This is a genomic window from Sulfitobacter sp. AS59, assembly GCF_038899995.1.
Classification (GTDB): domain Bacteria; phylum Pseudomonadota; class Alphaproteobacteria; order Rhodobacterales; family Rhodobacteraceae; genus Sulfitobacter.
Genome location: NZ_JBBMQK010000014.1, coordinates 1 through 20,546, shown reverse-complemented (window position 1 = coordinate 20,546; position 20,546 = coordinate 1). Strand labels below are relative to the sequence as shown.

The 20,546-nt window shown below is 54.2% G+C and carries 17 protein-coding genes and 1 tRNA gene; 1 reads left to right on the top strand and 17 read right to left on the bottom strand.

The window, feature by feature from the left end; genetic code table 11:
• Positions 1-176: 176 nt before the first annotated feature.
• From fusA to rpsL, 3 genes are all read right to left on the bottom strand, one after another.
• Positions 177-2,303 (bottom strand): elongation factor G, encoded by a 2,127-nt coding sequence (gene fusA / locus WNY39_RS17525; RefSeq protein WP_342847622.1) that lies wholly within the window; start codon positions 2,301-2,303, stop codon positions 177-179.
• Positions 2,304-2,386: 83 nt separating this feature from the next.
• Complete coding sequence (gene rpsG / locus WNY39_RS17520; RefSeq protein WP_008224920.1) at positions 2,387-2,857, bottom strand: 30S ribosomal protein S7; 471 nt, start codon at positions 2,855-2,857, stop codon at positions 2,387-2,389.
• A 161-nt stretch (positions 2,858-3,018) separates the two neighbouring features.
• Positions 3,019-3,390 carry a 30S ribosomal protein S12 gene (gene rpsL / locus WNY39_RS17515; protein WP_005849863.1) on the bottom strand — a complete coding sequence of 124 codons (372 nt, stop codon included), beginning with the start codon at positions 3,388-3,390 and terminating at the stop codon, positions 3,019-3,021.
• Between the two features lie 406 nt (positions 3,391-3,796).
• On the opposite strand from rpsL, the gene WNY39_RS17510 reads away from it, so the two are divergent.
• Positions 3,797-4,600 carry a putative rhamnosyl transferase gene (locus WNY39_RS17510; protein WP_342847618.1) on the top strand — a complete coding sequence of 268 codons (804 nt, stop codon included), beginning with the start codon at positions 3,797-3,799 and terminating at the stop codon, positions 4,598-4,600.
• On the opposite strand, the gene WNY39_RS17505 is transcribed toward WNY39_RS17510, so the two are convergent.
• From WNY39_RS17505 to WNY39_RS17440, 14 genes are all read right to left on the bottom strand, one after another.
• Complete coding sequence (locus tag WNY39_RS17505; protein ID WP_342847616.1) at positions 4,589-5,455, bottom strand: DMT family transporter; 867 nt, start codon at positions 5,453-5,455, stop codon at positions 4,589-4,591. The genes WNY39_RS17510 and WNY39_RS17505 overlap by 12 nt on opposite strands.
• A gap of 195 nt (positions 5,456-5,650) precedes the next feature.
• Entirely contained in the window at positions 5,651-9,898 is a 4,248-nt protein-coding gene (gene rpoC, locus WNY39_RS17500; RefSeq protein ID WP_342847614.1) for a DNA-directed RNA polymerase subunit beta', read from the bottom strand.
• Between the two features lie 95 nt (positions 9,899-9,993).
• Entirely contained in the window at positions 9,994-14,133 is a 4,140-nt protein-coding gene (gene rpoB / locus WNY39_RS17495) for a DNA-directed RNA polymerase subunit beta (protein WP_342847612.1), read from the bottom strand.
• A 289-nt stretch (positions 14,134-14,422) separates the two neighbouring features.
• The gene (gene rplL, locus WNY39_RS17490; protein ID WP_219579462.1) at positions 14,423-14,794 is read right to left on the bottom strand and encodes a 50S ribosomal protein L7/L12; all 372 of its coding nucleotides are present in this window, start codon (positions 14,792-14,794) and stop codon (positions 14,423-14,425) included.
• 75 nt (positions 14,795-14,869) lie between these two features.
• Positions 14,870-15,385 (bottom strand): 50S ribosomal protein L10, encoded by a 516-nt coding sequence (gene rplJ, locus WNY39_RS17485; RefSeq protein WP_093917762.1) that lies wholly within the window; start codon positions 15,383-15,385, stop codon positions 14,870-14,872.
• A gap of 337 nt (positions 15,386-15,722) precedes the next feature.
• The gene (locus tag WNY39_RS17480; protein WP_342847608.1) at positions 15,723-16,463 is read right to left on the bottom strand and encodes a hypothetical protein; all 741 of its coding nucleotides are present in this window, start codon (positions 16,461-16,463) and stop codon (positions 15,723-15,725) included.
• A complete protein-coding gene (locus WNY39_RS17475) occupies positions 16,453-17,172 on the bottom strand; it encodes a hypothetical protein (RefSeq protein WP_342847606.1) in 720 nt (239 codons plus the stop codon). Before WNY39_RS17475 ends, WNY39_RS17480 begins: the two co-directional genes overlap by 11 nt.
• A gap of 173 nt (positions 17,173-17,345) precedes the next feature.
• Entirely contained in the window at positions 17,346-18,044 is a 699-nt protein-coding gene (rplA, locus tag WNY39_RS17470; protein WP_341233819.1) for a 50S ribosomal protein L1, read from the bottom strand.
• Position 18,045: 1 nt separating this feature from the next.
• The gene (gene rplK / locus WNY39_RS17465; protein WP_341233818.1) at positions 18,046-18,471 is read right to left on the bottom strand and encodes a 50S ribosomal protein L11; all 426 of its coding nucleotides are present in this window, start codon (positions 18,469-18,471) and stop codon (positions 18,046-18,048) included.
• A gap of 159 nt (positions 18,472-18,630) precedes the next feature.
• Positions 18,631-19,164, bottom strand: a complete 534-nt coding sequence (gene nusG / locus WNY39_RS17460; protein ID WP_341233817.1) for a transcription termination/antitermination protein NusG — start codon at positions 19,162-19,164, stop codon at positions 18,631-18,633.
• 207 nt (positions 19,165-19,371) lie between these two features.
• A complete protein-coding gene (gene secE, locus WNY39_RS17455; RefSeq protein ID WP_341233816.1) occupies positions 19,372-19,569 on the bottom strand; it encodes a preprotein translocase subunit SecE in 198 nt (65 codons plus the stop codon).
• A 144-nt stretch (positions 19,570-19,713) separates the two neighbouring features.
• Positions 19,714-19,789: transfer RNA gene (locus WNY39_RS17450), tRNA-Trp, on the bottom strand.
• A 73-nt stretch (positions 19,790-19,862) separates the two neighbouring features.
• Positions 19,863-20,354: a GNAT family N-acetyltransferase gene (locus WNY39_RS17445; RefSeq protein WP_342847602.1), complete on the bottom strand. Its 492-nt coding sequence runs from the start codon at positions 20,352-20,354 to the stop codon at positions 19,863-19,865.
• Between the two features lie 121 nt (positions 20,355-20,475).
• Positions 20,476-20,546: hypothetical protein (locus WNY39_RS17440; RefSeq protein WP_342847624.1), on the bottom strand; the 71-nt coding region annotated here is incomplete at its 5' end.

Sequence of the window (20,546 nt, the reverse complement as noted above, 5' to 3'; positions counted from 1 at the left end):
TGCCGTGGTCAACGTGACCAATCGTGCCGATGTTTACGTGCGGTTTATTACGTTCAAACTTTGCCTTAGCCATGATGGCCTCCTTGGTTTTTAGGTTGGGTGGTGGGTTTGAAACCCACCCTACAGTTTGGGTAGGGCGGGGTTTTCCCCGCCGCCCCAGTTATTGGTTTGGCCGATTAAGCGAACTTGGCCTGGATCTCGTCCGAGATGTTCTGTGGTACGGCTTCGTAATGCGAGAACTGCATGGTGAAGTTCGCACGACCCGAAGACATCGACCGCAATGTGTTGATGTAACCGAACATGTTGGCCAAAGGCACCTGCGCGTCAATCGCGATGGCGTTGCCACGTGTGTCTTGGCCCTGAACCTGACCGCGACGCGATGTCAAATCGCCGATGATGCCGCCTGTGTAATCCTCAGGTGTGACAACTTCAACTTTCATGATCGGCTCGAGCAGTTTCGCGCCAGCTTTCTTCATGCCTTCGCGCATACCCATGCGGGCAGCAATTTCGAACGCCAGAACGCTGGAGTCAACATCGTGGTATTTACCTTCGATCAAGGCAACCTTGAAGTCGATAACCGGGAAGCCCGCCAATGGACCGGAGTCCATAACCGAACGAATACCCTTTTCAACACCCGGGATATATTCCTTGGGCACCGAACCACCAACAACGCGCGATTCAAACGAGTAACCCTCGCCTGGCTCTGTCGGCGTGATGATCATCTTAACTTCAGCAAACTGACCCGAACCACCCGACTGTTTCTTGTGGGTGTATACGATTTCAGCTTCACGGCTGACGGTCTCACGGTATGCAACTTGCGGTGCACCGATGTTCGCTTCGACTTTGAATTCACGCTTGAGGCGATCAACCAGAATGTCGAGGTGAAGTTCGCCCATGCCCTTCATGATGGTCTGACCGGATTCGATATCGGTCTCAACACGGAAGGATGGATCTTCGGCAGCAAGACGGGCCAGACCGGCGGACATTTTTTCTTGGTCCGCTTTTGTCTTAGGCTCGACCGCGATTTCGATAACCGGATCAGGGAAGGTCATTGTTTCCAGAACCACAGGATCGTTAACCGCACAAAGCGTGTCACCTGTTGTTGTGTCTTTCAGACCCGCCAACGCGATAATGTCGCCCGCGAACGCTTCTTGAATTTCTTCACGATCGTTCGAGTGCATCATCATCATACGGCCAACGCGCTCTTTCTTGCCCTTGGTCGAGTTCAAGAGCGTGTCGCCCTTGTTCAAGACGCCGGAATAGATGCGTGTGAATGTCAGCGTACCAACGAAGGGGTCGTTCATGATTTTGAACGCAAGGCCAGAGAACGCCATGTCATCATCCGCGCGACGCGGGATGTTACGTGTTTCTTCTTCGTCGCCTGGCTTAAAGCCCATGTAATCAACAACGTCCAATGGGGATGGAAGATAGTCGATAACAGCGTTGAGCAGCGGCTGAACGCCTTTGTTCTTAAACGCGGAACCACACAGAACAGGGATAAACTTGATGGCCAGCGTACCCTTACGGATCAGCGTGCGCAGTGTATCTTCGTCAGGCTCTGCGCCATCCATCAGATAGTTTTCCATCGCGTCATCGTCCATCTCGACCGCAGTCTCGATCAGATGCGCGCGCCATTCGTCGGCCAGATCTTTCAGTTCAGCGCGGATTTCGCGCTGTTCCCAGCTTGCGCCCAGATCTTCACCGGCCCAGACCCATTCTTTCATGGTGACCAGATCGATCATGCCTTCCAGCTCGGTTTCGGCACCGATTGGAATTTGGATCGGCGCAGGTGTCGCACCGGTACGGTCCTTGATCATCTTCACACAGTTGAAGAAGTCAGCGCCGATTTTGTCCATTTTGTTAACAAAAACGATGCGCGGGACCTTGTAACGGTCAGCTTGACGCCAAACGGTTTCGGTTTGCGGCTCAACACCGGCGTTGGCGTCAAGAACAGCAACCGCGCCATCCAAAACAGCCAAGGAACGTTCAACTTCGATGGTGAAGTCAACGTGGCCAGGGGTGTCGATGATGTTCATCCGGTACTTGGTGTCGGATGTGGCGCTGGCGTCTGGCAGTTCCTGGCGCTGCCAGAAAGTTGTGGTCGCAGCGGAAGTAATTGTAATGCCGCGCTCCTGCTCCTGCTCCATCCAGTCCATTGTTGCGGCCCCATCGTGGACCTCGCCAATGTTGTGGGATTTGCCGGTGTAAAACAGGATACGCTCGGAGCAGGTCGTTTTACCTGCATCGATGTGGGCCATAATACCGAAGTTACGGTAGCGTGAGAGCGGATAGTCGCGTGCCATGGGGCTGCTTCCTCGAATATATCTGAAACGGATAAATCGCGCCCCAGCTTGGGGCGCGACAAAGGCGGGTTATGCCGCCTGAATTACCAACGGTAGTGGCTGAATGCTTTGTTAGCATCGGCCATTTTATGTGTATCTTCGCGTTTCTTAACGGCAGTGCCGCGCGACTGAACAGCATCCATCAGCTCGCCGGCAAGGCGCTCTTCCATGGTGTTTTCGTTGCGCGAACGCGACGCTTTGATCAACCAACGGATCGCCAATGCTTCGCGACGCTCGGGGCGTACTTCGACAGGCACCTGATAGGTTGCACCACCAACGCGGCGCGAACGCACTTCGACGGATGGTTTGATGTTGTCCAAAGCTTCGTGGAAAACTTCGATAGGCGCGCGTTTGATTTTGTCTTCAACGCGGGTCATTGCGTTGTAAACGATACGCTCGGCAACCGATTTTTTACCATCGATCATGAGGTTGTTCATGAATTTTGTAAGGACCAGATCACCATATTTGGCATCTGGCAGAACTTCGCGTTTTTCAGCGGCGTGACGACGTGACATTTAAGGCTCCTAATGTTCTAGCGCCAAGGTTGGTTTCTGCCGGTATACCCATTGCCTTACGGCTTGGATTTTCAGCGTTTCGCGCAACCCCAGCTTACCCCGAAGGGAAAGTATGCTGGACAGCCCCAGACGATGATGACATCGCCCAAGACCCACCCAAATTATTTTGGCTTCTTTGCACCATACTTGGAGCGACGCTGCTTACGGTCTTTAACGCCCTGAGTATCCAGAACACCGCGCAGGATGTGGTAACGCACACCGGGAAGGTCTTTTACACGACCGCCGCGGATCAGAACAACAGAGTGCTCTTGAAGGTTGTGCGATTCACCCGGGATGTAGCTGATGACTTCAAAACCGTTTGTCAGGCGCACTTTGGCAACCTTACGCATGGCCGAGTTCGGCTTTTTAGGTGTGGTTGTGTAAACACGTGTACAAACGCCGCGCTTTTGCGGGCATTCTTGCAGGTGCATGGACTTCGAACGTTTGATTTTAGGCTGGCGCGGTTTGCGGATCAGCTGCTGGATCGTTGGCATTCCGGTTTTATCCCCGTTTAGCTCACATATGTGGTGCAGCGGGGCGGACCCCAGTGCGGTTTAAATTTCGGTCCCCTCACGCGTCCGCGAAGCTGCTTTTACCAGGCGCAAGTGGCGCAAAGCAAAATCACCGCAGCGTTTCCGTACCGAGGAAAACGAGGCGGTGGGGTAACAGAGGATCGGGTCAGCATTAGACCGGATCGTGACCACAGGTGGTATGATTTCGGCACAGCAGGGCGACCCCCACATCCGAGATAGGGCGCGTATAGGCAGAGTCGCAGCCGCTGTCAACAGTAGCGATAACAATGGGCCATGATCCGGTGCCAAACGAATTGCTGCTTGCAATGATGGCCAGCTCCCCGCCATATTTGAACGGTTCTCGTGGTTGATCAAGGGCCCCTATTCAATGCAGATCATTGGTCTTTGCCGGTTTTCCTATCCGGCACATGGTGGCTTTCAGGTCGGGCACGACACGATTCAGGACCGCATTGCCTATCTTTATGACAAGCAACGTCTCGAAGAACGGTTTAGGCTGTTCGAAACGGTTGCCCTGCCCTGCCTTAAGGCCCAGACGGACCCTGAATTCGAGCTGGTGATCGTGGTCGGTGACATGATGCCCAAACAGCACCTGGACCGGCTGCGTGATATCACCGCTGATTTGCCGCAAGCCCGTATTCACGCCGAACCGCCGCGCCCACACCGTGAGGTGATGAAGGAGATACTGAACACCACCCGCGACCAAGACCTGCCGTCACTGCAGTTCCGGTTTGACGATGATGATGCCGTCGCTGTGGATTTTGTCGAACGTCTACGGGCTGCCCCAGCGGATTGTTCTGGACTGATCAGGAAAAACCGCACGGTCGCGTTTGATTGGAACAAGGGTTTGATTGCTGAATACGGGTCCGATGGCATTTCTGCGGTCGAAGTCTTCCGGCCCTTCGACGTGGCCGCGTTAGGCATGTATGTGCGCCCGCGCTGCCCCATGACGATCATGAACTTTGCACATAACAAGATTAACCGCTTTATGCCCACAGTGTCCTTTGACACCAAACATATGTTTGTGCGTGGCCATAACAGATCGAACGACAGCCGCCAAAAGGGCGAAAAACCGGCTGATGTCGCGCCTTTAACACCCGAGCAGGAAGAGATGTTTCGCACACGTTTTGCCATCGACGCAAACACCGTGCGCGCGGCATTTTCAGCGGCGTGACAGTTTGCGTTCGCGGTACAGTGTGAACAAACCGGTGGCTGCAACGATCCCTGCCCCAGCAAGCGTCGACGGCAACGGCCAGTCGCCAAAGACGAACCACCCCAAAATCAGCGCCCAGATCAGCCCCGTGTATCGAAACGGTGCGATGAACGACACTTCGCCGATCCGCATGGTCTGAACGCTAAAGTAATAGCCCATCAAAACGAAAACAGCCGCCGCCGCGATGGCCGTCCAATGGGCACCCGAAACCGCTGCCCAAGGCGTGGCCAGCTGCGCAAGCCCAGAGAAGATAGTGACAGAAAGAACCGCCGCCAGCGTAACCGTCATCGACGGCACATCCCCCGACAGCCGCCTGGTGCTCAGATCACGTATGGTCACAAAAAACACCGCAACCAAGGCATAGACCGACCAAATATTGAAGCCTTCGGTGCCCGGTTTGACGATCAACATGACCCCGATGAAACCGACCAGAATGGCGGACATGCGTTTCCAACCCACGGCCTCTCGATAAAACAGCGCGGCACCCAAGGTCACGGTTAATGGCAACGATTGTAAAATCGCACTCAGGTTCGCCAGCGGCATGTTGAACAAGGCGGTCACGAAAAAGAAACTGGCCCCGACTTCGGATGCCGACCGGATACCAACCAGTTTCCAATCGCGACGGCTAAGCCGCAGGTGCATCGGCCCCAGACGCCCCCACAGTACCAATATAAGAGAGATTGAGATTAACCCCCGCAGGAACAACAACTGAAACAACGGGACCTCGCCGCCAGTGGTTTTGGTCATGGTGTCGTTCAGCGTAAACGCCGCCATTGAGCCCATCATGAACAAGGCTCCGATTAGATTTGGCGACATGAGCGGGCTTTCAGTTGGGGTTACATAAGGCGATCATTGCCCGATCAACCTTGAAAGTACCAGCCCCGATCCTGACGGATGACAGGGGCCACAGCACTCGGCTGCCTGCGACAGCAGAAGGAGATCACACCCAAAGTAAAAAGCCCCCGCTGATCTCTCAGCGGGGGCTTTTATTTTTCTAGATCAGATCAATGATCAGCTGCGGCTTTCGTCGTCGCTTGGGGCGGTCTTGAACACATCCCCACCGGCCACATCACCCGCTGTCGCGGCTGGTGCTGCCAAACGAGCGGCTGTTTCAGCTTCTTCGCGACGGGCTTCGATCACCACGTTGTCACGATCCGCTGCAACTTTGCGCATCTGCTGGGTCGCACCACCGGTACCGGCTGGGATCAGACGGCCAACGATGACGTTTTCCTTCAGACCAACCAGCTTGTCGCGCTTGCCCTGAACCGATGCTTCGGTCAGCACGCGTGTGGTTTCTTGGAACGATGCCGCCGAGATAAAGCTGCGGGTTTGCAAGCTGGCCTTGGTGATACCCAGAAGGATCGGTTCGCCCGTTGCCGGACGGCCACCTTTGGAAATCGCCTTTTCGCAGGCTTGGTCAAACTCTTGCTTATCGACGTGTTCGCCTTTCAGCAGTGTGGTGTCACCGCTGTCCTGAACTTCCCACTTCTGAAGCATCTGACGTACGATAACTTCGATGTGCTTGTCGTTGATCTTAACACCTTGCAGGCGATAAACATCCTGCACCTCGTCGATCATGTAGTCGGCCAAAGCCTCTACACCCATGATCGCAAGGATGTCGTGCGGTGCTGGGTTACCATCCATGATGTAATCGCCCTTTTGGACAAAGTCACCTTCCGCAACCGGAATGTGCTTACCCTTAGGCACCATGTATTCAACCTTGTGATCCGGATCCTCGGACGATTCAATCGAGATACGGCGCTTGTTCTTGTAGTCTTTGCCGTAACGCACGTAACCGTCGATTTCCGCGATAATGGCGTGGTCTTTGGGGCGACGTGCCTCAAAGAGTTCCGCCACACGTGGCAGACCACCGGTAATGTCCTTGGTCTTGGCACCTTCGCGCGGGATACGCGCAACGATGTCACCAGCCTTGATTTCGGTCTGATCCTCAACGGACAGAACGGCATCAACGGACATTGGGTAGGTCACCGGGTTGCCCGCATCGTTGCGGACCGGCTCGCCATCGGCATCCAAGATCATGACTTCAGGTTTCAGCTCGTTGCCTTTGGGGGCAGCGCGCCAATCGATCACGATCTTCTGGGTCATGCCTGTCGCATCATCCGTCTCGTCCTTGATCGCGATCCCCGACACAAGGTCGACGAACTTGGTCATACCGGACTTCTCGGCGATGATCGGCAGTGTGTACGGATCCCATTCAAACAGCTTGTCGCCGCGCAAGATCGATTGACCTTCCTTGACGAACAGCTTGGTACCGTAGCCGACTTTGTGGCTGGCGCGTTCTTCGCCGTTCTCATCCACGATCGACAATTTCATGTTCCGACCCATGACCATGATATCGCCTGCGGCGTTCTCAAGGGTTTGGGCGTTGTCGAACACGATCTTACCGGGCTGGGATGCCTCGAGGAAGGACTGCTGGCCACCTTGTGCAACACCACCAATGTGGAATGTACGCATGGTCAGCTGGGTGCCTGGTTCACCGATCGACTGCGCGGCAATAATACCGACAGCTTCACCTTGGTTCACCAAAGTACCACGTGCAAGGTCACGACCGTAACACATGGCGCAAACGCCCTCTTCGGCCTCACAGGTCAGCGGGCTGCGGATGCGTGCGGACAAAACAGCCGCCTCATCCACGATATCCGCCAGACGTTCGTCGATGATGGTTTGCGCAGGAACCAACACTTCGTCGGTGCCAGGACGCAGGATATCATCAGCCGCAACGCGACCCAGCAGACGTTCTGCCAGCGACGATACAACTTCACCGTCGTTAACCGCAGCTTCAGCAGTGATCGCCGTTTCGGTGCCACAGTCATGCATACGAACGATACAGTCTTGTGCCACGTCAACCAGACGACGGGTCAAGTAACCCGAGTTCGCTGTTTTCAAAGCGGTATCCGACAGACCCTTACGGGCACCGTGGGTGGAGTTGAAGTACTCCAGAACGGTCAGACCTTCTTTAAAGTTCGAGATAATCGGGGTCTCGATGATGTCGCCGTTCGGCTTTGCCATCAGACCGCGCATCCCGCCCAGCTGTTTCATCTGCGTAACCGAACCACGCGCACCGGAGTGTGCCATCATGTAAACCGAGTTAGGTTCGTTTTCAGAACCGTTATCGCCATACGTGGTTGCGGAAATCGCGCCCATCATCGCATCGGTGACTTTGTCGTTACACTTTGACCATGCATCGACAACTTTGTTGTACTTTTCACCCTGAGTGATCAGGCCGTCCATGTACTGTTGTTCAAAGTCTTTCACTTGATCACGGGTTTCTTCAACCAGTGGCCATTTGCTGTCAGGGATCAACATGTCGTCCTTACCGAACGAAATACCGGCTTTGAAAGCTTCGCGGAAACCCATTGTCATGATCTGATCACAGAAGATGACGGATTCCTTTTGGCCACAATAGCGGTAGACCGTATCGATGACCTGCTGCACTTCTTTCTTGCGCAGCAGACGGTTGACCAGATCAAACGGCGCTTTGGCGTTCAGAGGCAGCAAAGCACCCAAACGGATACGACCAGGTGTCGTATCAAAGCGCTTCATCACTTCGTTACCTTCGGCATCAATCTGTTTGATCCGTGCCTTGATTTTCGAGTGCAAGTGGATCGCACCGCCGTCCAAAGCATGTTCAACCTCTTCAACAGAGCCGAACACCATATCTTGGCCAACCATGCCTTCACGCTCAAGCGTCGTGTAGTACAGACCCAAGATCATGTCCTGCGAAGGAACAATGATCGGCGCGCCGTTTGCAGGCGACAGAACGTTGTTCGTGGACATCATCAAAACGCGTGCTTCCAGCTGGGCTTCCAGCGAAAGCGGCACGTGAACAGCCATTTGGTCGCCGTCAAAGTCAGCGTTAAACGCGGAACAAACCAGCGGGTGCAGCTGGATAGCTTTACCTTCGATCAGAACCGGTTCGAACGCCTGAATGCCAAGACGGTGCAAGGTAGGCGCACGGTTCAGCATGACGGGGTGTTCGCGGATGACTTCATCCAAGATATCCCAAACTTCGGGACGTTCTTTTTCGACCAGCTTCTTGGCTTGCTTCACAGTGGAAGACAGGCCTTTGGCTTCAAGACGCGAATAGATGAACGGCTTGAAAAGCTCGAGCGCCATCTTTTTCGGCAAACCACATTGGTGCAGCTTCAGTTCCGGACCAGTCACAATGACCGAACGACCGGAGAAGTCGACGCGCTTACCCAAAAGGTTCTGACGGAAGCGACCTTGCTTACCTTTCAGCATGTCGGACAGCGATTTCAACGGACGCTTGTTGGCACCCGTGATCACGCGGCCACGACGGCCGTTGTCGAACAACGCATCCACAGATTCCTGCAACATACGCTTTTCGTTACGCACAATGATGTCAGGCGCACGAAGCTCAATCAGACGCTTGAGACGGTTGTTCCGGTTGATCACGCGGCGATACAGGTCGTTCAGGTCAGACGTCGCAAAGCGGCCACCATCCAGCGGCACCAGTGGGCGCAGTTCTGGCGGGATAACCGGAATGACAGTCATAACCATCCACTCGGGCCGGTTACCGGACTCGAGGAAGGATTCAACAACCTTCAAACGTTTGATGATCTTCTTCGGCTTCAGCTCGCCTGTCGCTTCTTTCAGGTCTGCACGCAGCATGTCTGCTTCGGCTTCCAGATCGATTGCGGCCAGCATTTCACGGATCGCTTCAGCACCGATGTTCGCGGTGAACGCGTCCATGCCGTAGATGTCTTGCGCTTCCATGAACTCTTCTTCGGTCATCATCTGACCATAGGTGAGTTCAGTCAGACCGGGTTCGATCACGACGTAGTTTTCAAAGTACAAAACACGTTCCAGATCGCGCAGGGTCATATCCAGCATCAGGCCGATCCGCGATGGAAGCGACTTGAGGAACCAGATGTGCGCAACAGGCGACGCCAGTTCGATGTGGCCCATCCGCTCGCGGCGAACCTTTTGCAGCGTAACTTCAACGCCGCATTTTTCGCAGACAACGCCGCGATATTTCATGCGCTTATATTTACCGCACAGGCATTCGTAGTCTTTGATCGGGCCAAAGATACGGGCGCAGAACAGGCCGTCACGCTCTGGCTTGAACGTACGGTAGTTGATGGTTTCGGGTTTCTTGATTTCACCGAACGACCACGACAGGATACGCTCTGGCGATGCCAAAGATACCTTGATCTCGTCAAACGTCTTCATCGGCGCGACGGGGTTGAACGGGTTGTTTGTCAGTTCCTGGTTCATCTTAAATCCTTAAAGTGATCTCGAAAGCGAAGGGAATGAGACGTTTTCTTTGAAAGAAAACGGTCCGGAGTTTTTGAAAAACTCCGGCGCTTAACTCACTCGTCTTCCTCCGCATCCAGGAGTTCCATATTCAGGCCAAGGCCACGGACTTCTTTGACAAGAACGTTGAACGATTCCGGAATACCGGCTTCGAAATTGTCCTCGCCTTTGACGATGCTTTCATAGACCTTCGTACGGCCTGCAACGTCATCCGATTTCACAGTCAGCATTTCCTGCAGGGTGTATGCAGCGCCGTAAGCTTCCAAAGCCCAGACCTCCATCTCACCAAAGCGCTGACCACCGAACTGCGCTTTACCACCCAATGGCTGCTGGGTGACCAGCGAGTATGGACCGGTGGAACGCGCGTGGATTTTGTCATCCACAAGGTGGTGCAGTTTCAGCAGGTATTTGACGCCAACGGTCACGGGGCGGGCAAACTGCTCGCCTGTGCGGCCGTCAAACAGCACCGACTGACCCGAGGTATCGAACCCGGCCCGTGTCAAACTGTCGTTCACGTCTGCTTCCTTGGCACCGTCAAAGACGGGCGTCGCGATTGGAACACCACGGGTCACGTTGCCCGCCGCTTCCAAAAGCGTTGCTTCGTCCATGCCGGCGATGCCTTCTTCATAGACATCTTCGCCATATGCGTGGCTCATTGCTTCGCGCACAGGTGTCAAATCGCCGGAGCGTTTGTATTCCTGAAGTGCTTCGTCGATGTTGATGCCCAAGCCGCGTGCAGCCCAACCCATGTGGGTTTCAAGGATCTGACCAACGTTCATACGCGATGGAACACCCAGCGGGTTCAAACAGAAGTCTACTGGCGTACCATCCGCAAGGAATGGCATGTCTTCCATCGGTACAACCTTGGAAATAACACCCTTGTTGCCGTGACGACCGGCCATTTTATCGCCCGGTTGCAGCTTGCGCTTCACCGCTACGAATACTTTGACCATTTTCATCACGCCTGGGGGCAAATCATCGCCACGGCGTACTTTTTCGACTTTGTCCTCAAAGCGGGCATTCAATGTACGCTTTTGGATTTCGTACTGTTCGTTCAGCGCTTCGACGATTTTGGCATCATCTTCGTCGGCCAGGGCCAACTGCCACCACTGACCGCGGGTCAATTGCTCATCCAGCAGTTCTTCGGTGATCGGGCTGTTCGACTTGACGCCTTTCGGACCTTTGACAGCAATTTTACCAAGGATCATCTGACGCAGACGCGCATAGATGTTGCGATCGAGGATACCAAGCTCATCGTCACGGTCGCGTGCAAGGCGTTCAACCTCTTCGCGCTCGATCTGCAAGGCACGTTCGTCTTTTTCAACACCATGACGGTTAAAGACGCGGACTTCGACAACTGTACCGAAATCGCCCGGCTTCACACGCAGCGATGTATCGCGCACGTCCGATGCTTTCTCACCAAAGATGGCGCGCAGCAGTTTTTCTTCTGGCGTCATTGGGCTTTCGCCCTTTGGTGTGATCTTGCCGACCAGAATGTCGCCCGGTTCAACATCCGCGCCGATGTACACGATGCCAGCCTCGTCGAGGTTGCGCAGCGCTTCTTCACCAACGTTTGGAATATCGCGTGTGATTTCCTCTGGCCCAAGCTTTGTATCGCGTGCAGCCACTTCGAATTCTTCGATGTGGATCGACGTGAACACGTCATCGCGCGAAACCCGCTCGGAGATCAGGATGGAGTCTTCGTAGTTGTAGCCGTTCCAAGGCATAAACGCGACGACCACGTTTTTACCAAGAGCCAGTTCACCCATGTCAGTCGACGGTCCATCCGCAATAACCTGACCCTTCACAACCGTGTCGCCCACTTTCACCAGCGGACGCTGGTTAATACAGGTGTTTTGGTTGGAACGCTGGAACTTGCGCATACGGTAGATGTCTACCCCTGCATCGCCCAGCTCAAGGTCTTCGGTAGCGCGCAAAACGATACGCGATGCATCGACTTGGTCGATGATACCGCCACGTTTGGCCATGTAAGCCGCGCCGGAATCCCGTGCCACAACTTCTTCGATACCGGTGCCCACCAGCGGGGCCTCGGCTTGAAGCAGTGGAACAGCCTGACGTTGCATGTTCGAGCCCATCAAGGCCCTGTTCGCATCGTCATTTTCCAAGAACGGGATCAGCGATGCCGCAACGGACACCAACTGCTTTGGCGAAACGTCGATCAGGTCAACACTTTCGGAGGGCGACAGCGTGTAGTCACCGGATTTCCGTGTCGATACCAGTTCGTTTACGAACTTCATGTTCTCATCAAGGTTCGCGTTGGCCTGTGCCACAGTGTGACGCATTTCTTCGGTCGCGGACATGTATTGAACGTCATCCGAAACCACACCGTTCGATACCTTGCGGTAGGGTGTTTCGATAAAGCCATACTTGTTCACGCGGGCGAAGGTTGCCAGCGAGTTGATCAGACCAATGTTTGGACCTTCAGGCGTTTCAATCGGGCACATCCGACCATAGTGGGTCGGGTGAACGTCACGTACTTCAAAGCCCGCGCGTTCGCGTGTCAGACCACCTGGTCCAAGCGCTGAAAGGCGACGCTTGTGCGTAACCTCGGACAGCGGGTTGGTTTGGTCCATGAACTGCGACAGCTGCGAAGAGCCAAAGAATTCACGCACCGCAGCGGCTGCTGGCTTGGCGTTGATCAGGTCTTGCGGCATCACGGTGTCGATTTCGACGGAAGACATACGCTCTTTGATTGCGCGTTCCATACGCAGCAAACCAACGCGGTACTGGTTTTCCATCAATTCGCCAACGGAACGCACACGACGGTTACCAAGGTGGTCAATATCGTCGATATCGCCACGGCCGTCGCGCAGGTCAACCAGCGCTTTGATGCAGGACACGATATCATCGCGGTCCAGCGTGCGCTGCGTGTCTTCTTTGTCGAGCGCGAGACGCATGTTCATTTTCACGCGACCAACAGCAGACAAGTCATAACGTTCGCTATCAAAGAACAACGTGTCGAACAGGTTCGACGCGGCCTCGACTGTGGGCGGCTCGCCCGGACGCATAACGCGATAAATATCCATGAGCGCGGTGTCGCGGTTCATGTTCTTATCGTTCGCCATGGTGTTGCGCATGTAGGGGCCGACATTGATGTTGTCGATGTCCAAGAGTGGGATCTCGGTAATGCCCGCATCAACAAGCTCTTTGGCGGTGCCGCCGATAAGCGTGCCGTCTTTGTCATACTCAAGCGTCATCTCGTCGCCGGCTTCGACGTAAATCGCACCGGTTTCTTCGTTGATGATGTCGCGTGCAACAAATTTGCCTTCGATGTGGCCGAACGGCAAAAGCAACTCGGTTACTTTACCTTCATCAACCAGCTGCTTGACGGCGCGTGGCGTGATCTTTTTGCCTTTTTCGAACAGGACTTCACCTGTCGCGGCATCAACCAGATCATATGTAGGACGTGTGCCCCGCACGCGGTCTGGATAGAATGGTGCAACCCAGCCTTCGCCAGCTTGAAGCGTGAAGTTCACGGTGTCGTAATAGGCATCCATGATCGCTTCTTGGTCAAGGCCAAGCGCATAAAGCAATGTTGTGACAGGCAGTTTGCGACGACGGTCGATACGCGCAAATACGATGTCTTTTGCGTCGAATTCGAAATCCAACCACGAACCACGGTAAGGAATGATCCGGCAGGCGAACAACAGCTTACCCGAAGAGTGGGTCTTACCTTTGTCGTGGTCAAAGAAAACGCCCGGCGAACGGTGCATCTGCGAAACGATTACACGCTCGGTACCGTTCACAACGAACGTCCCGTTTGGTGTCATCAAAGGCATATCGCCCATGAACACGTCTTGTTCTTTGATGTCTTTTACCGACTTCGCGCCGGTATCTTCATCCACATCAAATACGATCAAACGCAGCGTCACCTTCAAAGGCGCGCTGTAGGTCATGTCACGCTGCTGACATTCCTCAACATCGTATTTGGGTTTTTCAAGCTCGTACTTGACGTACTCAAGCACCGAAGTCTCATTAAAGTCTTTGATCGGGAATACCGACTGGAAGACGCCCTGAATGCCGTCACCATCTGTCGGTGTGTCCGCATCGCCGGAGCGTAGGAACAGATCATAAGAGGATTTTTGAACCTCAATCAGGTTCGGCATCTCCAGCACTTCGCGGATTTTGCCATAGTATTTACGTAGACGTTTCTGGCCAAGGAAGGATTGCGCCATGTGTCATGTCACCTTTCGTGTCTCTTGCCGAGCACGCCATCACCGGGGCCGTGATGCGCGCCCATAAGAGCGGTAAATCCTGGTCAATTCTTGAAGCACGTCCCACCGCACCTCTTCCGACCCTTAGGACCTATCCAGAGAAGCATTTCAGACGAAATACTTGTCAAAATAGGTTAGGCTGGACAGGGAAACACCCCATCCAGCCTTGTCACTTGCGGGCTGCCCCGGAATTTTTTTGAAAATTCCGGTCCGTTTTCTTTGAAAGAAAACGGCACCCAGATCAAATGGCTTACGCCAGTTCGACCTCTGCGCCAGCTGCTTCCAGCTTGGCTTTTACTTCTTCGGCTTCGGCTTTGTCGACGCCTTCTTTGATCTTGCCGCCAGCTTCAACCAAGTCTTTGGCTTCTTTCAGGCCCAGACCGGTGATGCCTCGAACTTCTTTGATCACGTTGATTTTGGATGCGCCGGCGTTCTTCAGAACGACGTCGAATTCAGTTTTCTCTTCAGCGGCAGCACCTGCATCGGCAGGGCCTGCCATCATCACAGCGCCACCAGCGGCGGGCTCGATGCCATACTCGTCTTTGAGGATGGTTTTCAGTTCTTGTGCTTCAAGCAGTGTCAGACCAACGATGTCTTCTGCCAGTTTTTTCAGATCAGCCATGTTTTAGCTCTTTCCGTTACGATATGTGTGTTCCAACGCGAGTGTTCAACCCTGCGCCAGCTTGACGATATTGCTTTACGCAGCCGCCTTGTCCTCGATTGTGGACAAGATGGATGCGATATTGCTTGCAGGTGCGCCAATGGCCCCAGCGATGTTGGAAGCAGGTGCGCCCAGCATGCCCGCGATGGTGGAGATAAGCTCCTCCCGCGAAGGCATTTTGGACACGGCTTCGACACCGGCGGCGTCCAGTGCGTTCTCACCCATTGCACCACCGAGAATCACAAACTTTTGGTTCTCTTTGGCGAAGTCCTGAGCAACCTTAGCGGCGGCAACTGGATCTTCGGAATAGGTCAAAACGGTCATACCCGTCAGGAGATCTGCAATGCTTTCGCATGGCTTTCCATCAAGGGCAATTTTGGCGAGCCTGTTTTTGGCAACACGCACGGCCCCGCCCGCAGCGCGAGCGCGCGCACGGAGGTCCTGCATTTCAGCAACTGTCAGGCCGACGTAGTGGCTAACCACAACGACGCCAGAGCTTTCAAAGATTTGGCCGAGCTCGTCGACCAACTGTTCTTTCTGGGCTCTATCCACAGTTTTACTCCAAATCTGGGGGTTACCCCCCGGCTCAATTAAGTTTGCTTTCGCAAACAGTCTTGGTCCATTTTACGGGAATAAGCCAAAATGCCCTCACGCTTGCGCGCTTGGTAATTCTAACGTCTCCCATCTCAGAAAGGAAATTAAGGCTCATCGCCACCCTTCGTCTCGGACAGAAGACTCACCCAAAGAAACTTCAGGTGAATCGAGGGCGTGTTTAGGGGCTGTAGCGCAGAATGCCAAGAGGCAATTTTACACCCCCGTTTTAGACGTCAACGCAGTTGGTGCATTTGGGGCGCACCAGCGAGGTACCGAAGCGCGCACGGAGTGAAAACTAACGGTTTGCCCTCTGAAACCTGCGGCGATCTTTGAAGGAGTATATAGGCCATTCGATGAAGTCCCGCGCCGTCGATGACAAAACTCGCGGCGTATAACCTTTCAACCACATCGCGTAGGGCAGCGTCACCTGATCGCGCTGACACAAAGTTTGGAAAAACCCCCACCACAAAGCGTTCAGTTCTGTCGTGGCAGGATCACCCATCTTTTGGATCATTATGGTATTCATATAGAGACCCGCATTCGGCGGAAAACCGGCCTCCTGCATTGCGCCCTTGATATGTTCATACGCTTCTGGGCCGACCTTTGAGCGCCGCATCAGCACCCGGAGTTCCCGATAGCCACACTCCCGACCGGGATGGGAAAAAAGATACCGGCCGGCAGGTGCATCGCCGTCGTATTCAGCCTCAATCTCCGCCACAATTTCTTTGGGGTCTCGGGTCAGCGTTGCGCGGTTATCGACATAAATGACCCAGCGGTGATTGGGGAAATAGGGTTCCGGAAGCAGCTTGGCTGAACGCGACGCGATCACCGCATCAGCCTCACCGGTACCGCCAACAACTTGCGCGCCGGGGTACTCTAGCGAGAGGTTGTCAGTAACCAGGGCGCGGTCATACCCTTCACCGTTCCCCATCGATTCAAGATTAAGCGGCTCGTATTTTCCAAAATAGCACGAGTATACAGCTATATCGCCATGCACCTTTTCGACTGGCACAATTTGCGAGGTTTTACTTTGCATGGAATATTACGGTCGAAATCAGATTGCGTCGGTGCCTTCCACCATCAATGACTTCTTTAACATGACCATAGTCCCCGCATTCGGCGTTCAGAAATTCGATAAGTCCTTCACGTGAAATTCCGAACGGGTCCAAGGGGCTGACTTTTTCAGGATCATATCCTATCCCGTGATCTAGAAACATGAAACCACCCGGGGCCAGACATTTAGCCCAAGCGGTAAAGGCCACCTTGGGATCAAAAGAGTGGTCCCATGAGTTCGAATAAATAAACCCCGTGTTGCCCTCCCACTCGGGCTTGGTCTCGTGAAAATCCCATTGAATCGTATGCTCGAACTGCGTAGCCGTGTCGGAAATCTCGGTACCGATCACATCGACATCACCCGCCAAATGATCACGGAACCATTTCTGCTCAAACCCCTGGCGCGTTCCGTGGCAAATTCCGGTCTTTGGCTTAAGATCACTGGCGTTTATATACTGGGACAAGATCGCGATGTGGTCCTCGCCGACCCATTGCCTGTCCAGTTTGAACTTGTTGCCAAGCGTCTGAATCTCTTTGTACAGCTCGTAATCAAATTCGCCGTCCGTCTCATAGGCAATCAACGCGCTCTCGCCATTCAGCTTTTCGACGCGAACCTTATCAGCATTATCTGCAACGAATTTCTTAAAGTCGCGACGCCTTACGCGCTCTACTTTTTTGTTCGGATCCTGCATCTTTGCTCAGCCTCTTGCTTTTCATAGAGTGCTAGCATGGGCCCGTTGATTATTCCAATATTTCCGAGAGCCCGTTAAGGGCACCGGCGAAAATACAATACGCGCAATAAAAAGGCCCCCCGCAGCGAAGCGCGGAGGGCCTTTCTCAAAACGAACGCAATGAAACCGACGAATTACTCGGTTACAGCGTTGTCTACTTCAACCGTCACACCTGGGCCCATTGTGGAGCTCAGTGCGATCTTTTTCATGTAGGTTCCTTTGGAGCCTGCAGGCTTGGCTTTGGACACGGCACCAACAAAGGCGCGTACGTTCTCAACCAATTTTGCTTCGTCGAAGGACAGTTTGCCGATGCCAGCATGCACAACGCCGCCTTTTTCAGCTTTGAACTGAACCTGACCGCCTTTTGCAGCTTCAACAGCTTCTTTGATGTCCATGGTCACTGTGCCAACTTTTGGGTTTGGCATCAGGTTGCGTGGGCCAAGAACTTTACCCAGACGACCGACGATTGGCATCATGTCAGGTGTCGCGATGCAACGATCAAAGTCGATCTTGCCGCCTTGAACAGCTTCCATCAGGTCTTCTGCGCCAACGATATCGGCACCAGCTGCTGTGGCTTCTTCTGCTTTTGGACCACGGGCGAATACTGCAACACGTACAGATTTGCCTGTGCCGTTTGGCAGGCCAACAACACCACGAACCATTTGGTCAGCGTGACGTGGGTCAACACCAAGGTTCAGGGCGATTTCGATGGTTTCGTCGAACTTTGTGTTGCTGTTCGACTTGATCAACGTGACGGCTTCTTCAACTGTCAGGTTTTCTTTGCCAGCAAATGCTTCGCGTGCGGCGCGGGTGCGTTTTCCGAATTTTGCCATCTTACTTCACCTCAATGCCCATGGAACGGGCGGAGCCCAGAATGATCTTCATCGCAGCTTCTACATCAGTCGCGCTCAGATCGGCCATTTTCGCTTCTGCGATTTCGCGCAGCTGCTTGGTGGTCACAGAACCAACGGTTTCGCGGCTTGGTGTTTTCGCACCGGAGTTAACCTTGGCGGCTTTCTTCAGGTAGTAGGACGCAGGAGGCGTCTTGATGTCCATGGTAAAGGACTTGTCCTGATAATAGCTGATCACGGTCGGGCAAGGGGCACCTGGCTCCATGTCCGCTGTCTTGGCGTTGAACGCCTTGCAGAATTCCATGATGTTGATCCCGCGCTGACCCAATGCAGGACCAACAGGTGGGGATGGGTTCGCTTGACCCGCTTTAACTTGCAACTTCATCGTACCGACGAGTTTCTTGGCCATTGGCCTTCTCCTTTTGATGTCGGTGGGTTTGCACCCACCCTACGCAACCACAACGCGTTGTGATCGTCTACTAGCGTGGTCCGGTTTGACTGCGCGCAGCCTCGCCTCCCACAAACGAACGGTGTCGCCACCGCATGGCGGGTTGCCCCGCCGACCCGCTCAGACCTGTTTATTGACCTGAGTGAATTCCAATTCGACCGGTGTTTCGCGGCCAAAGATCGACACAGACACCTTAAGGCGCTGGTTCTCTTCGTCGACCTCTTCGATCATACCGTCGAAGTCTTCGAACGGACCATCAGCAACCTTGACGCGCTCACCCACTTCAAAGTGGATCAACGTGCGTGGTGCTTCTTCGCCCTCTTGGACGCGGCCCAAGATCGCAGTTACTTCGGCATCACGCATCGGCATCGGGCGCCCTTGTGGGCCCAAGAAACCTGTGACGCGGTTGATCGAGTTGATCAGGTGATAACCGCGGTCGGACATTTCCATGTGCACCAGAACATAGCCGGGCATAAAGCGCCGCTCTGTCGTGACCTTCTTGCCGCGCCGAACTTCGATCACCTCTTCGGTGGGGACCAGCACTTCGTCGATCTGGTCCTCAAGCTCTTGCTCGGCGACCGTGGTGCGGATCTGTTCGGCGATCTTTTTCTCGAAATTCGACAAAACACTGACCGAATACCATCTTTTCGCCATCTGAACTCTGGTCCCTGTCTTGCGATGCGCATCTATGCCGCATCAAATTCTCAATAAAGCGGCAGACACCTGCCTGCCTTTCCTGAACAAAAAATCGGCGCGCAACTCGAATCGCCGCACGCCCCTTGTCAGGTTAGGGTTGCGGGATAGCCCGCATGCCCAAATGTTTCAAGGGGGTGAGCAAGGTTTTGCACATCCCCGGGTCGATCAGCCAAAGTAGGTCAGCACGTACTGCAACCCACCGCGGATCAAAATATCAACGATTGCGAAAAACACCGCCGTCAATGCCGCAAGGATAAAGACCATCACTGTGGTCAGCATCACTTCACGACGGGTGGGCCATACCACCTTGGACACTTCCGAGCGCACTTGCTGAATGAACTGGAGTGGATTGACTGTGGCCATGACGCGTTTCCTGTTTTTCAAAGGTTTCTGCGATGTAGCGGCCAATGCGACCGAATTCAAGACTTCAATCGTAGCGGCGCAGATACGGTATGTGGCTGGTGCGCCCAAGAGGCGCACATCTCGCAATCATATTGTTTGGAAAATTGGCAGGGGCTGAGGGACTCGAACCCACGACCCTCGGTTTTGGAGACCGATGCTCTACCAACTGAGCTAAACCCCTATGCCGAGTGGTGGGGTAGTCTGGAATCACCAAAGGATCAAGAGCATATGCGCCATCGGGCCCGAAATTCCTTCTAGTTATTGCCCGCGCGGTGGTACTCTTGCTCATTCACAACGGTTCCCCACACATCACCTTCGTTTTCAGCGTGCAGCACAAAGCCGAAGCTGCGGTAAAGATGCAAGGCAGGCTCCAACCCCGCAAAGGTGGTCAGCCACATTTTGCCATTGCTGTGCGCCTCGGCGTGGGCGACGGCCAGCGACATCAGCTTGCGCCCCATTCCCGTGCCCCGACATCTGTCGGCGCAGATAAACCATCTAAGATGCGCACCACGATCGTCTGATTCTGGGTCATGAAGGTCTAGGATAAGGGACGCGGCGACCCCTTGGTCGTCCCGCGCGATCAGAACCAGATCCGTATCCTGCTTGTCTTGGGTGAACTTCGCGATCTGATGGGCCACCTTAGCTTCAAAATAGCTCGTGAAACCCCAATGCTCGGCATAATGCACCCCGTGCATTTGAATGATTTGACCAATCGCGCCGGGACAAAATTCGTGGGTGATATCCATATGGTGCCGCCTTTCGTCAGGCGCACAGTCTATCCCCCGCGTGGCAAAAGAAAAGGCCGCCCTGTTTCCAGAGCGGCCTTTGTGTACGTGTGAGCTTGAGCGGGGTTGGCCCGCCTTGGGCTTACTCGTTGATTTTGGACACAACGCCCGCGCCAACGGTGCGGCCGCCTTCGCGGATCGCAAAGCGCAGAC

Coding starts and splice junctions, on each gene's coding strand:
- WNY39_RS17445 (WP_342847602.1), bottom strand. CDS start 20,354: ATGGATATCACCCACGAATTTTGTCCCGGCGCGATTGGTCAAATCATT.
- rpsL (WP_005849863.1), bottom strand. CDS start 3,390: ATGCCAACGATCCAGCAGCTGATCCGCAAACCGCGCCAGCCTAAAATC.
- WNY39_RS17510 (WP_342847618.1), top strand. CDS start 3,797: ATGCAGATCATTGGTCTTTGCCGGTTTTCCTATCCGGCACATGGTGGC.
- rpoC (WP_342847614.1), bottom strand. CDS start 9,898: ATGAACCAGGAACTGACAAACAACCCGTTCAACCCCGTCGCGCCGATG.
- rplL (WP_219579462.1), bottom strand. CDS start 14,794: ATGGCTGATCTGAAAAAACTGGCAGAAGACATCGTTGGTCTGACACTG.
- fusA (WP_342847622.1), bottom strand. CDS start 2,303: ATGGCACGCGACTATCCGCTCTCACGCTACCGTAACTTCGGTATTATG.
- rpsG (WP_008224920.1), bottom strand. CDS start 2,857: ATGTCACGTCGTCACGCCGCTGAAAAACGCGAAGTTCTGCCAGATGCC.
- nusG (WP_341233817.1), bottom strand. CDS start 19,164: ATGGCGAAAAGATGGTATTCGGTCAGTGTTTTGTCGAATTTCGAGAAA.
- WNY39_RS17475 (WP_342847606.1), bottom strand. CDS start 17,172: ATGCAGGATCCGAACAAAAAAGTAGAGCGCGTAAGGCGTCGCGACTTT.
- WNY39_RS17480 (WP_342847608.1), bottom strand. CDS start 16,463: ATGCAAAGTAAAACCTCGCAAATTGTGCCAGTCGAAAAGGTGCATGGC.
- WNY39_RS17505 (WP_342847616.1), bottom strand. CDS start 5,455: ATGTCGCCAAATCTAATCGGAGCCTTGTTCATGATGGGCTCAATGGCG.
- rpoB (WP_342847612.1), bottom strand. CDS start 14,133: ATGGCGCAATCCTTCCTTGGCCAGAAACGTCTACGTAAATACTATGGC.
- rplA (WP_341233819.1), bottom strand. CDS start 18,044: ATGGCAAAATTCGGAAAACGCACCCGCGCCGCACGCGAAGCATTTGCT.
- rplK (WP_341233818.1), bottom strand. CDS start 18,471: ATGGCCAAGAAACTCGTCGGTACGATGAAGTTGCAAGTTAAAGCGGGT.
- secE (WP_341233816.1), bottom strand. CDS start 19,569: ATGGCCACAGTCAATCCACTCCAGTTCATTCAGCAAGTGCGCTCGGAA.